This is a genomic window from Bacillus sp. (in: firmicutes) (genome assembly GCA_012842745.1).
In the GTDB taxonomy this organism is placed as follows: Bacteria; Bacillota; Bacilli; order Bacillales; family Bacillaceae_J; genus Schinkia.
In genome coordinates this window covers 1-12,710 of record DUSF01000027.1, presented here as the reverse complement: position 1 = coordinate 12,710, position 12,710 = coordinate 1, and the positions used below count along the sequence as shown (strand labels likewise).

At 35.9% G+C, this 12,710-nt stretch carries 18 protein-coding genes; 6 read left to right on the top strand and 12 right to left on the bottom strand.

The window, feature by feature from the left end; all coding sequences use genetic code 11:
- Positions 1 to 24 precede the first annotated feature (24 nt).
- The 5 genes from GX497_03325 to GX497_03305 form a co-directional block, all read right to left on the bottom strand.
- The gene (locus tag GX497_03325; GenBank protein ID HHY72252.1) at positions 25 to 348 is read right to left on the bottom strand and encodes a hypothetical protein; all 324 of its coding nucleotides are present in this window, start codon (positions 346 to 348) and stop codon (positions 25 to 27) included.
- A gap of 85 nt (positions 349 to 433) precedes the next feature.
- Positions 434 to 577 carry a hypothetical protein gene (locus GX497_03320; GenBank protein ID HHY72251.1) on the bottom strand — a complete coding sequence of 48 codons (144 nt, stop codon included), beginning with the start codon at positions 575 to 577 and terminating at the stop codon, positions 434 to 436.
- Between the two features lie 72 nt (positions 578 to 649).
- Positions 650 to 970 carry a hypothetical protein gene (locus GX497_03315; protein ID HHY72250.1) on the bottom strand — a complete coding sequence of 107 codons (321 nt, stop codon included), beginning with the start codon at positions 968 to 970 and terminating at the stop codon, positions 650 to 652.
- Positions 971 to 987: 17 nt separating this feature from the next.
- Positions 988 to 1,254, bottom strand: coding sequence for a hypothetical protein (locus GX497_03310; protein ID HHY72249.1), 267 nt, complete (start codon positions 1,252 to 1,254; stop codon positions 988 to 990).
- A gap of 69 nt (positions 1,255 to 1,323) precedes the next feature.
- Positions 1,324 to 1,566 carry a helix-turn-helix transcriptional regulator gene (locus tag GX497_03305; protein HHY72248.1) on the bottom strand — a complete coding sequence of 81 codons (243 nt, stop codon included), beginning with the start codon at positions 1,564 to 1,566 and terminating at the stop codon, positions 1,324 to 1,326.
- A 145-nt stretch (positions 1,567 to 1,711) separates the two neighbouring features.
- Here GX497_03305 and GX497_03300 point away from each other — a divergent pair, with 145 nt between their 5' ends.
- The 4 genes from GX497_03300 to GX497_03285 all read left to right on the top strand — a co-directional run bounded on the left by GX497_03300 (position 1,712) and on the right by GX497_03285 (position 4,873).
- Positions 1,712 to 2,056 carry a helix-turn-helix transcriptional regulator gene (locus tag GX497_03300; protein ID HHY72247.1) on the top strand — a complete coding sequence of 115 codons (345 nt, stop codon included), beginning with the start codon at positions 1,712 to 1,714 and terminating at the stop codon, positions 2,054 to 2,056.
- 419 nt (positions 2,057 to 2,475) lie between these two features.
- On the top strand, positions 2,476 to 2,865 hold the full coding sequence (locus GX497_03295; protein ID HHY72246.1) for a hypothetical protein: 390 nt from the start codon (positions 2,476 to 2,478) through the stop codon (positions 2,863 to 2,865).
- Positions 2,866 to 2,952: 87 nt separating this feature from the next.
- Positions 2,953 to 3,456, top strand: a complete 504-nt coding sequence (locus GX497_03290) for an ImmA/IrrE family metallo-endopeptidase (GenBank protein ID HHY72245.1) — start codon at positions 2,953 to 2,955, stop codon at positions 3,454 to 3,456.
- Entirely contained in the window at positions 3,422 to 4,873 is a 1,452-nt protein-coding gene (locus tag GX497_03285) for a recombinase family protein (GenBank protein ID HHY72244.1), read from the top strand. The genes GX497_03290 and GX497_03285 overlap by 35 nt, the downstream gene beginning before the upstream one ends.
- Here the strand turns inward: GX497_03285 and GX497_03280 are convergent.
- From GX497_03280 to queG, 5 genes are all read right to left on the bottom strand, one after another.
- Positions 4,835 to 5,326, bottom strand: a complete 492-nt coding sequence (locus GX497_03280) for a serine protease (protein ID HHY72243.1) — start codon at positions 5,324 to 5,326, stop codon at positions 4,835 to 4,837. The genes GX497_03285 and GX497_03280 overlap by 39 nt on opposite strands.
- 435 nt (positions 5,327 to 5,761) lie before the next feature.
- On the bottom strand, positions 5,762 to 6,235 hold the full coding sequence (trmL, locus tag GX497_03275) for a tRNA (uridine(34)/cytosine(34)/5-carboxymethylaminomethyluridine(34)-2'-O)-methyltransferase TrmL (protein ID HHY72242.1): 474 nt from the start codon (positions 6,233 to 6,235) through the stop codon (positions 5,762 to 5,764).
- Positions 6,236 to 6,317: 82 nt separating this feature from the next.
- Complete coding sequence (locus GX497_03270; protein HHY72241.1) at positions 6,318 to 7,241, bottom strand: amidase domain-containing protein; 924 nt, start codon at positions 7,239 to 7,241, stop codon at positions 6,318 to 6,320.
- Positions 7,242 to 7,307: 66 nt separating this feature from the next.
- On the bottom strand, positions 7,308 to 7,829 hold the full coding sequence (locus GX497_03265) for a methylated-DNA--[protein]-cysteine S-methyltransferase (protein HHY72240.1): 522 nt from the start codon (positions 7,827 to 7,829) through the stop codon (positions 7,308 to 7,310).
- Positions 7,829 to 8,968, bottom strand: coding sequence for a tRNA epoxyqueuosine(34) reductase QueG (queG, locus tag GX497_03260; protein ID HHY72239.1), 1,140 nt, complete (start codon positions 8,966 to 8,968; stop codon positions 7,829 to 7,831). The genes GX497_03265 and queG overlap by 1 nt, the downstream gene beginning before the upstream one ends.
- 334 nt (positions 8,969 to 9,302) lie before the next feature.
- On the opposite strand from queG, the gene GX497_03255 reads away from it, so the two are divergent.
- Positions 9,303 to 9,899: a polysaccharide deacetylase family protein gene (locus tag GX497_03255; GenBank protein HHY72238.1), complete on the top strand. Its 597-nt coding sequence runs from the start codon at positions 9,303 to 9,305 to the stop codon at positions 9,897 to 9,899.
- Between the two features lie 83 nt (positions 9,900 to 9,982).
- Here the strand turns inward: GX497_03255 and glpK are convergent, their stop codons facing one another.
- A complete protein-coding gene (gene glpK / locus GX497_03250) occupies positions 9,983 to 11,473 on the bottom strand; it encodes a glycerol kinase GlpK (protein HHY72237.1) in 1,491 nt (496 codons plus the stop codon).
- A gap of 263 nt (positions 11,474 to 11,736) precedes the next feature.
- Here glpK and GX497_03245 point away from each other — a divergent pair, with 263 nt between their 5' ends.
- Positions 11,737 to 12,135 carry a DUF1259 domain-containing protein gene (locus GX497_03245; GenBank protein ID HHY72236.1) on the top strand — a complete coding sequence of 133 codons (399 nt, stop codon included), beginning with the start codon at positions 11,737 to 11,739 and terminating at the stop codon, positions 12,133 to 12,135.
- Positions 12,136 to 12,375: 240 nt separating this feature from the next.
- Here GX497_03245 and GX497_03240 read toward each other — a convergent pair.
- Positions 12,376 to 12,710, bottom strand: a 335-nt coding sequence (locus tag GX497_03240; protein HHY72235.1) for a transposase, incomplete at its 5' end; no start/stop codon positions are given.

The window sequence follows — 12,710 nt, the reverse complement described above, 5'->3', positions numbered from 1 at the left end:
ATGGACCTAATGAAATATTTATTATTAGTTTGTCGCAGTAAGTGTTGCCGCACTTGCTGCTTCTTCATTTTTCAGCCTGCTCACAAAATCAACTTTCATTCCCCTGCTTCTCAAATCATTCACTACTTCAATAAGCTTGTCCCTCCGTTCTTTTTTAACAAACATAACCTGAAGCAATTGAACAGCTTCTTGTAAATCCTTTACGCAAAGAAACACGTCTTCCAAATCTCCATCAAGCAATGAATCCTTCATTTCTTCAATGCAGCTGATAGCAACATCCATTTCGCGAAAATAATTTACCACATCTTCACCTAGCACTTTAGTCACATTTTTTTCAATTCTCTTCATTTCGACAACCTCCATTTTTTATTTAGATTAAAATGAAATAAGCGACAACATTTTTTGCAAACTAGCGTAAAAGGAGCCACGGCCCCTAGCTTGCTGTACCCTCCTTTTGATTAGAAACAGCTTTTTTCTGGGCAGCTTGCTTTCGTTCAATCACAATTCGTCTGGCATCTTCGATAAAACAGCTTAAAAATTTTAAAGTCTGCTCCTTATCCAATTGAATACGTAACATTTCAATCAGCTCCCCCATTTTGTATTTGGAGCAATATATGCACTATTTTTTTAGTAAATTAGAAGTCTATCATTATTGGTTAAATCTCAAGGATATTGCCTTTAAAGCAAGAGCAGTATTATTACTGTCGAGATAATCTAATTGACTTAAATTAAATTTATTTCTTTCATTGAACAAATGTAGTGCAAGATCCAACATTATCTTTTCACTGTTTGAAAATGGAGCAAATGCACGTTTTAAAGATTGCATTTTTATTGTTTCTTCATTGAAATCAAAATATTTTGTAGTTAAAAATTGATTTAATCTGTAATGATTTTGAAATAAATATAAAGTTCCTCTCCAGTAGCGGTCATTTGCTAAGTGGGCCGGAATAACATTTTCTTTAGTAGTCAATTTAGATAGCTCCTTTTTTAAGTTTTAAGATTTTTAAAAATATCAACGCGGCAACTTTGGCAAAGGACTAGTTCATGATCATTAAAATATAAATTAGTAACGTCGTGATTGCTATTGCATTTCTGGCAAAATGCCTTTTCATATGAAATATGGGTACAAGAGCCAACTTTCGGTAAAATCTCATCTGACAAACGTTTTTCAAGCACTACATCATTAGAAGCGTGCAAATAGCCGGATTTAATTACTTTTTCATCTTTCAGTACTGTGTAGTGGTAGCAGTTCATTTTTCTTAGACACTTCCTTTCAATATATAGTTATGATTTAGTAATAAATCAGGGTGTTTTTATTTCATCTTATGACGAATTGCCTTTTCTCAATATGTGATTATCGTCTTCATCATCAAATAAATTTTCGATATTAACACAAAGAATTTTTGCAATTCTTGGCACATTATCAGCATCTACACCTTTTTTTCCATTTTCAATTTCACAAATTGTTGATGATGATTTATAACCCAACTCTTTTGAAACAAAAGCCTGAGTAAAGCCTTTAATATTTCGATATTTTTTGATGTTTTTACCGATTAATCTTTTCATCTTTTCACCTCCTTTTTTTGATTCTCGTTTTGTGAATCACCTTATGACTTTATTTTAAATTCACAACTTGTGAATGTCAATAGTCTAAATCTCTCTTTGTGAATTATTTTCTCAAAGTGAGAAAATAAAGGTAAAATAAGTCTTAATGGAGGGGATTTTAATGACATTAGGAAATAGATTAAAAAAACTTAGAGAGAAGATTGAAATGGAGCAAAAAGACGTTGCGGATAAGATCGGGGTGAAAAACAATACCTTATCCCAATACGAATCTGACAAAAGACAACCGGATTATGATATCCTCCAAAAGTTAGCAAAACTATATAACGTAACGATTGACTATCTTATTACTGGGGATGAGCAGATAAACGAAAAAAAGACTAACTCAAACTTGTTCTTTTTTAATAAGGACGAATTAACAGAACAGGATATTGAAGACATTAAAAAACACATTGAATTTGTAAAATGGCAAGCAAAACAAAGAAAAGAATAATAATGGTGAATAAAATGAGTAAAAGAGATAGGGATACAATCGCTGGCATTGTATCATTATTATTTTTGGCTGGAAGTTGGTATTTGTTATTTAAAATTATCCCGGATACAAACGTTTATATAAAATTTGGTTAAAAAAAGCAGTACAGTGTAAAAATTGGGGAACAAATAAAATAAGTAATTCCGAAATAAGAAATTTGGAAAATGGCGTAAAGAAAAAATAAAGAAATTAGTCTAAATTGTAACTCACCATATTAATCAGGGTGGTTACTTTTTTTATTTAAATCAAATTTATTAGACAGTTCAATGCGATTAAAAAGTTAATATTATGGGGAATAATATCTAAAGCAAAGAAGATAAGTTTGTAAAATTTAGGATAATAGTTTACTATAAAGAAAACTATTACCTGGGGTGATAAAATTGAAAAAACTTATAATTGCTCTTGCTCTATTAATCTCATTAACTCCAATAAGTGCTTTTGCAGAAGACTTTGACTATGGATATTTCGGAGCTGACGCGAAAAATAAAAAGACACCAGTAATCCAAGCAGGGATAAAAGATAAGCACAGATGGTTGACATTTAACGTTCAATCGGACGGTTCTTTCGTCTTAAGAACATATGGAGCAAAAGGATCATTGTTATCTCAAAAAGTTTATACAAATAATCAACAATTTAATTTTAATAATGAAAATGTTTATGGTATACAAATACAGCTGTTGACAAACAAAGGAACGTATGCAAGAGCAACTGTGGCAACGTCAGAAAATCCAAACGCTGAAACAGTTAATTTTTTTGAAGAGCCTTTTTAATGCACTTTTCGTTGAAAAGGGTTATTTTTTTGTCGACAAAACAAACGCACGTTCTTATAATGGTGGTAGGGGGTGTAAATATTGACAATGTTGTACAAACCTACCAGACTGGAACATTATGTATCTACTATTTTTAAAAATCTACATATCTATCAACCTTACGAGATTGATAAAATTTACATAGCTGATAAGCTAGAAATCAAACTTGAGTACAGCAGGCATAAACCATTTGCATATGAGGAAGATGATTTTAAATTTATCAACATAGATAAATACGAAACAAAAAAAGGACAAAGAGAACAATTTTATCATGAATTATGTCATATATTAAGACACGCAGGTGATCAATTGAAAATGCCAAAACCATTTACTGATCGGCAGGAATGGGATGCCAAAAACTTTATGCTTAATGCAGCCATTCCTTACCACATGATTCATTTAATTAATGATGACGAATATGTTAATATAAAACACTTGTCTGATACCTTCTTAGTAACAGAAAATTTAATTGTAGAACGATTAAAACAAATCAATAGAAGAAGGGAGATGTATTTGCTTGAGAGTCGCTATTTACAGACGTGTATCTACTGAAATGCAGAAGGAAGAAGGGTTTTCGCTCGAAGCTCAAAAAATGCGCCTAGAGGCCTTTGCGTTATCTCAGGGTTGGACGATTGTAGATGATTATTGTGATGATGGGTATTCAGCAAAGAATCTTGAACGTCCTCATATTCAACGAATGATTAAGGACATGAAAAAGAAAAAGTTTGATGTTATCCTAGTCTATCGACTCGATCGCTTTGTTCGTACAGTTACGGATCTACACAAACTATTGCAGCTAATGGATAGGTATGACGTTAAATTTAAATCATCTACAGAGGCATTTGACACAACAACAGCGACTGGAAGAATGTTTATTACACTAGTTGCTACAATAGCACAGTGGGAACGGGAAACAATTGCTGAACGTGTATATGAGGCAATGCTAAAGCGATCAGAGACAGGGAAAAGAAACGGTGCTCCTGCCCCCTATGGGTATGATCTAGAGGATGGGAAACTTATATTAAACTATGACGAAGCGAAATGGGTTAAATTCATATTTGCACAATATTTAACTCACGGTTCACAAAATATCGCGAAAAAGCTAAATTCTAGAGGAATAACTACGAAAAAGGGCGAAATATGGAGTGACTTTTCTGTCAGGTATACTTTGAAAAATCCAATTTATTCCGGATATGTAAGATGGAATTATGAATCAGTATCTGGTGGCCATAGAAAAAAAACAGGCGAGGAAGTAATAGTAAAACTTGAACAAGAAGATTTTGAACCAATAATAACTAAAAAAAAATGGGATGAAATACAACAGATTATAGACGATAGGTACAATATGGCTTTTCGTTCACAAAATCATTATCCTTTTTCATCAATAGGTAAATGTGCAAAATGCGGAAAAAGTATAATTGGTAACAAAAAAGTAAGGAGCAATGGTTTCGAACACAGATTTTATAAATGTCAAGGTAGATTCAGATTTGGTATATGTGATGCTCCAGTAATCCCTGAGTTATCAATTGAAAAAGCATTTTTAGAAATACTTGACATAAATATCAATCAATTAGTAAATGAAATTGATGTTGAGCAAAATCAGGAAACTGACATTGATCGCAATAAACTGAATAAGCAATTAGAGAAGATATTGTGTAAAAAAGAAAGAACAAAAGAGATTTATACTGATGGCGATATGACGAAAGCGGAATATAGAAAGAAAATGAATCAATTAACGATTGAGGAAAATGAATTGAGGGGACTACTAGAAGAACAAGAACAACATGCCTCTACAGAAGATATCAAACAGATATTAAGCAGCATAAAAGAAGAATGGAAGGAACTTAGTTATGAATCAAAAAAACATGCCATTCATTTATTATTTAAATATATAACTATAGAAATAGTTGAACCAAGCAAACCAAATAAATTAGCAGTAGTTAAAATAAGCGACTACTCTTTTAAGTAGTCGCTTGAGGTTGCTTTGTCGTATGTATGCATCTTCATGCATTGGGCAGCCTTTGATGGCATAGACAGCACCTTGTTCAGTTCTTGAATATGCCTCCAAACCTCTTTTTAGCATAGTAACTAATGTGGATTTCCCACCACTGACCGGTCCCATCAGCAGTAAAATTCGTTTTTTTACATCTAGTCTTTTGGCAGCCGGATGAAAATATTCCTCAACCAACCGCTCGATGGCTTCGTCAATCCCAAACATTTGGTTGCGGAAAAATGAATATTTCTTTTTACTGTCAATCTCCTCAACTCCGGCATCCTTAATCATATTATATACTCGGGAATGAGCCGTTTGTGCTACATATGGTTTTTGCTTTACAATCTCTAAATATTCTGCGAAGGTACCTTCCCACGCCAGTCGTTCCTCTTCTTCACGATGCATTTGAATCTTTTTTAAGATGTCCATACAGTACCTCCCTCTAAGTTGATCATCAATTTAGTGGTTTATATCACTCTATGCGTTATCCCAACTTAACATGTCTTTTATTAATGAATGGAAAATTAATTAAAAGGATATGTTACTATAGCCTATGCAGCTATATTGAATTTCGTTAATGAAAGATCGGAGTCCTTAATTGAATAATGTTGAAATTTCTTCATACTTTTCATTCACACCAAGGACAAGTTGGGATATAATAGAACTATATTTGGTCTTATTGTACTCTTACATAAGGAGGAATTTTTCCATGGGCTTTACATTAATTATGATTGTCATCCTAGCATTTTTAACAGCTATTTTCACTGCTGGATATAATGACAAGCCAAACAAGAACTAAAAAGATGTGATTAAAAAAGACACGATTTTTGCCCAATCATGACAAAATTCGTGTCTTTTTTCCGCTTATGCTAAACCTGGATAATTTTGCTGCCGTAAAGCCTCATATACTAAAATAGCCGCTGTATTGGACAAATTCAGGGAGCGCACATGTTCCGTCATCGGCAAACGCAAACAAGTTTCAGGGTGCTCGGCAATAACATCCTTCGGTAGCCCCGTTGTTTCTTTCCCAAAAATGAAATAAATTTCTTCATCAGTATTACTATAATCAAAATCAGTATGTCTATTTTCACCAAACTTCGTTATAAAATAATATTTTCCGCCTTTGTTTTGCTCAAAAAAGATATTTAATGAATCATAATGATGGATTTTTACAAATTCCCAATAGTCTAATCCCGCTCTTTTTAAGTATTTATCTTCTGTTGAAAATCCAAGTGGATGGATTAAGTGCAATGGCGTATTTGTAGCTGCACATGTTCTCGCGATATTCCCCGTATTAGCTGGAATCTCAGGTTGGTATAATACAACGTGTATACCCATTTTTTCACCCCGTATTTCTATCCATTATCATTGTTAACATTTTAATTATAACATAGAGTGCAAGTTACGTTGGAAGAGTAAGCTATTTTCGATCAAGGATATGAAAAAACTTATATTTAATATTTGGCGTATACGCCGACGAGTCTTCGTAAGCCCAGTAGCGCATACGGCTGTTATAGGTTTGCGCATTAACTAACGGCTCATTGTTGGCATCCTTTGCTACAACAATTGTATTATGATTCCATCTCCCATCATCTTCAAAATCATAGCAAATCACATCGCCAACAATGAGGTCGCTGGCGGAAGGTACCTCTTGCGTATTGATTCCCTGCTTACTCCCACTTAAATGCCAGCGTAAAGAATTGGCAACTGCCCAACTATAGCTCCAGGATTTTCCACTATACCACCAGCCTTTATTCCGATTTCCAAAGCCTGTCATTGGGATGCCACCCTCATGTAAGCATTGTGAAATAAAATTTGTGCAGTTATCTTTGAACCTTATATATTTTGGATTATAGCTGTTCCACCATGTTTCAGCATATTGGACAGCAGCGCGGCGGTTATAAGTATACTTTTGGCGGTTGTCGCGGATATCATTTACATCTTCGAGCTTAATTGGATGGATAATTTCCTCCTCTAAAGCTGAATGATCTTGTTCAAGAACAAAATCCTTAATAATTTTATTATTTGTAATGACCGCTTGTCTCTTTTCGATATTTTCCTCAATATAAAAATGTTCTTTCGGTTGTTTCACTAAATATTGCTGATGGAGGACATAATCGATAAAGTGAAGGCCATCGACTTCCTTTTGACTAACGATTTGCCCATTTGCGGTTGCCTTAACAATTTGTGATTTTCGTTTTTGGAATTGATTTATTTTGTTATCAAGGATACGTTGGTCTTTTTCATTAAAAAACGGATTTCTTCTTCCCATTTTACTATTGCCGACCAATGTGTTGAGTCGGTCATTCACAAGCTGTTCTAGCTCCTCTAACCATGTAGACACGGTATTCATCCTTTCATTCGTGACATTCATAGTTAAAGTATATGCATAGCTTCTAGGGGCTGGCACCTACAGTTTTTCGATTTCTAGGAGCTTCATCTTTTTCTCTAAGCCTCCGGTAAAACCACCAAGTTTTCCATTGCTGTTGATGACGCGGTGACACGGAACAATGATGGGGATAGGATTTTGCCCAATTGCCGTACCAATTGCTCTCACCGCTTTTGGGGCGGAAATAGCTTCTGCAATCTCTTTATAAGATTTTGTTGTTCCATACTCTATATTTAAAAGTTCATTCCAAACCTTTTTTTGAAAGGGGGTTCCGTGCAAATCAATAGCAATGTCAAAATTCTTCTTATGGTTACCAGCAAAATATTGATTTAGCACTTCAATAACTGGTTGTAAAACTTCATTGCTGTATAGTAACTCGCCCTTAATCGATTGTTTTTTCAACCAATTAGCGAGGTTGTCTTGTACACTATCTATAGAACCGAATTCAATATTACACAAGCCCATCTCAATTGTACCGACAATGGTGAGCGGACCAATCGAGCTATCCATTTCCGTGTAATAGATTTTTTGTGTCATGATCATCATAGCCTTTCCTTCAACAATTGAAGCCCTTTTTCTATCTCCTGCAATACGACTTCATCTTTTTCACTTTCTTTTGCACGTTCTAAGATTGCCCTTCCTTCAGGTGCGCCGATTTTTCCAATCGCCCATGCTGCCGTTCCTCGCAAAACCGGACGAGAATCTTCCACAAGAACTTTTGCAAGGTCAAGAATGGCTGTCACGTCCTTATAATGTGCCAAAGCAATAATGGCATTTCTTTGGATTGGTTTTTTTCCACGCCAAGAGCCAGCTACTGGGCCAAACTTTTCTTTAAAATCTTTATTGCTAATAAACAACAATGATTTTAACTGTGGCTTGACCACTTCTGGGTCGGGCTCCATTTCAGAATGGAGATGAAAATCCTTCCCTTTATTATGGGGACAAACCATTTGGCACGTATCACAACCATACACACGATTGCCAATTTTAACTCGGTATTCATCCTCTAAAAAACCCTTTGTTTGTGTTAAAAATCCGATACATTTCGTTGCATCAATCTGTCCCCCCTGCACTAAAGCGCCAGTTGGACAAGCATCCAAACACTTAGTACAAGTACCGCACATATCTTCAACAGGCTGATCCGATGGGAATGGAATTGTTGTAATCATTTCCCCTAAATAAACATATGACCCAAACTCCGGTGTAATGATGGCGCAATTTTTTCCACTCCAGCCAATCCCCGCACGTTCCGCAGCAGCCCGATCAGACAGCTCTCCTGTATCAACCATTGACTTAACCTTAGCCTCCGGAACTTTTTCCAGAATAAATGCTTCTAATTTATTTAAACGAGCTCGTAAAATATGATGATAATCCATTCCCCATGATGCCCGGCAAAAAAGACCGCGCCGATTAGACGGTGTGCTACGTGGAGCATCTTTCAATTTTGAAGGATAGGCTAAAGCAATAGAAATGATGGACTCGGCACGAGACAAAAGTAGCTTAGGAGATGTTCGTTTTTCAATATCCTGTTCTTCAAAGCCTGATTGATAATTTAGCTTTTGTTGCATATAGAGACGATTTTTCAATTCAAGAAAAGGGTTAGCACTAGTAAAGCCAATCTTATCAATACCAATTTCCTTGCTATAGGCAATAAGCTCATCTTTTAGTTTAGAAAAGTCCATCTTTCTTTCCCCACCTTTCTACAAAAATCCCAAATTCACTGGACAAAATATTGTTAATTTTCCTTCATCATTAAAAAACGCAATGCCTCGTTTATCTATGAAACGAAACACTGCGTTGATAACAATTTTCAAGTACTTTAATGCTCGATGTTTCACATTATATCATCAGGCCATTGTTCAAGCAATAGGTTTAGTGAAAAAAATGTCGAAATTTAAGAAGTTAAAACATATTTAAGCTATAATATAATAAATGCATAGTACGAGTCATACTGTAAATTAAAAAAGGAAGGGATGTATAATGCATTGCCCTTGAGTAGTAGAAAGCGGACAGATCGTGTACGGTCTTAAAGATGAACGTTGGTTAAAAAATTTAAATCAGCTAAAAACGGTTGAGAATAAAGTCGTTTTAACCTTTGATGATGGGCCAAGTCGGCAGCTCAATCAAATCTTAGATATCTTAAAAGAAAAAAATGTTCAAGCGATTTTTTTCTGGCAATCTAAATTATTTTATGACGAAAGGCCATGGAAAAGAGTGGTAGCAGAAGGCCATCTCATTGGCTCACATGCCTATAATCACAAAAACCTCACCAAGTTAAATAAAGAACAGCAATTCGAACAAATAAAATACAGCATTGATAAAATGGAGCGGATTATAAAGACAAAAATCCGCTATTTCCGGCCGCCATTTGGCCAATACAACGAAGATACGATGGACATTTTAAAAGACTTTTGCTTAGTGCCCATTATGTGGGAAATAACATCGTTTGATTGGGAACATAAAAATATACCTAAAAATATTGTCGAGAATGTCGTCGAAAATGTAAAAAATGGCTCTATTATTCTTATGCATGAATTAACGCAAACCGTTTCCGTATTGCCGCAAATGATTGATGGAATTCACGCAAAGGGATTTGAATTTACATTATTCTAAAAAGAGACCACAAAAACACGATCCTTGAATGATAATGCTTTGTGGTCTCTCCCGTTCTCCTACAAGGTTATTATCTTAATTTTTTACTTAAATGCCATAGCGGCTTGAACAGCCTTTTTCCAGCCATTGTATAATTTATCACGGCTAACTTCATCCATTTTTGGAGCAAACTTTTTATCAATCGCCCATTGTGTTGAAATTTCCCCCTGACTTTCCCAAAATCCAACCGCTAGTCCCGCCAAGTAAGCAGCTCCTAGTGCCGTTGTTTCATTTATAATCGGCCTTTCTACCGGAACATTGAGAATGTCACTTTGGAACTCCATTAAGAAGTTGTTCTTAACAACCCCACCATCAACCCGCAATGTTTTCAAATCAATCCCAGAGTCTCTTTCCATTGCTGATAAAACATCTTTTGTCTGATAGGCCAATGACTCAAGCATCGCACGGATAAAATGTTCTTTTGAAGTACCACGTGTAAGTCCAAAAACTGCTCCGCGGACATCACTATCCCAATATGGGGTACCAAGACCGACAAATGCTGGTACAACATAAACCCCGTCTGTCGATGCAACCTTTGTAGCATACCCCTCACAATCCTTGGTGTTTTTAATCATGCGAAGGCCATCTCTGAGCCATTGAATGGCCGAACCTGCAACAAAAATACTGCCTTCTAGCGCATAGTTGATCTTGCCATTGATTCCCCAAGCAATGGTTGTTAACAAGCCATTTTCAGAGTGCACCGCTTTTTCCCCTGTATTCATCAGCATAAAGCAGCCTGTGCCATAGGTGTTTTTGGCCATTCCTTCACTAAAACAAGCTTGACCAAACAACGCTGCTTGCTGATCGCCTGCTATTCCAGCTATTGGAACTTCTTTTCCAAAGAAATGAGTATCCTTTGTATTTACATAAATCTCCGATGAAGGGCGAACTTCAGGTAGCATTGATTTTGGCACACTTAAAATCTCTAAAAGCTCTTCATCCCATTTCAGCTCATGAATATTATACATTAAGGTCCTTGACGCATTGGAATAATCTGTAACATGGGCTCTTTCACCGGAAAGCTTCCAAACCACCCAAGTATCGATTGTCCCAAATAATAACTTTCCTTGTTCAGCTTTCTCTCGAGCACCTTCGACATGTTCCAAAATCCATTTTACTTTTGTCCCTGAAAAATAAGGGTCTATGAGCAAGCCAGTTCTTTCACGGAATAAATCATTGTAACCCTTTTCTTTTAGATCCTCACATATTTCGCTTGTTTGACGGGATTGCCACACAATGGCATTGTACACAGGCTCCCCTGTTTCTTTATCCCACACAACCGTTGTTTCACGCTGATTTGTAATGCCAATTCCGGCAATTTGTTCAGGTTTTACGCCAGATTCAGATAAGACCGCTGCAATGACAGAAAGAATCGATCCCCAAATTTCATTTGCATTATGTTCCACCCAACCGGCCTTTGGAAAATACTGCGTAAATTCTTTTTGAGCAACGTGAACAATTCCCCCACTTTTATCAAAAAGAATGGCGCGTGAGCTTGTCGTTCCTTGGTCTAATGATAAAATATATTTTTCCATTCTAGTCTCTCCCTTAAAAGTTAATTCCTATTCTTACCACCCTATTTGAAATCATTATAGATTTTTGCTGTAAAAAAATAAATGGAGACTACTATAAAAAGGCTGTTAATGATGGACAAATAACCATTCAAGTTTTATTTTGCGGAATAAACTGGTAATTGAATACAAGGTTGAGGAGGTGATTTAAGTTGGAAAGGAGAGAATATGATAACTTTGGTAATCAAAGTTTCTATAGTGACTCCAAATATCATGATGGCGGAAATATGGGGACATCCACATGCCAAAAGCTTGCAAATATTATCGGTGGCGAAGTAATTACATCAAGCCCTGCCTGTGTAGTTCAACGTAATCGGAATATTAACGCTACTATTTTAGGCCGTAGAACGCGTTCCGCACTAGCACTTCCATTTGCCCTTTCCTTTGAAAACAATAGGAACGGGAAAACTTTAAATCTTGGAGAAACTGTTATACTACAAAAAGAAATAAATCCATTCCTATCTGCCCTACGTAAGAGAGGAATTATCGTAACAGCAGTTCACAACCACTGGCTTTTTGATGACCCACGATTAATGTATATACATTGGGAAAATATCGGCGATCCGTTTGAATTTGCTAGAAATAGCTTTGATGCTGCCATTGAAGCTGGATTATTTCAAAACTAGATTAAAAAAATCACCTTTTCGAAGTTTTTTCAAAAGGTGATTTTTTTCACATTAGCTAATTTTCTTACCCGCCATTGGGCCTGGCTTAAGGCTATGAATTTCCTCAATATGTAGTGAACTACTCCCACCACTTATTGACCTTACGGTCTAATTGAAGTGGGGGCTTCTCGACTTATCGTTACTTTTACTAGCTAACGAAAATTGACCGAGCGAACCCTCTTGTTCCAAGAGTTTTTGTTTCTATGCTAAAGCCAATAGGCGAATGCCTTCATTTTTGATATTGATTGCGGAATTATAGTCACGATCTGCTGAATAACCGCATGAACAATGGTAGGTACGTTCAGATAGTTTTATAGGTTTTTCTGCACCACAACAAGAACATTTCTTAGTGGAAGGGAACCACTTATCAATTTTCACAAGTTGTTTTCCTTGTTCTTTCAGCTTGTATGCTAAAAAGAGCGTGAACATGCCCCAACTATTGTCGTGAACGCTTTTTCCAAAGTGAAAGGCTTGAGACATTCCTTTCATGTTCAAGTCCTCAATCACGACAGCGTCAAAGTCAGAAACCAATTCTT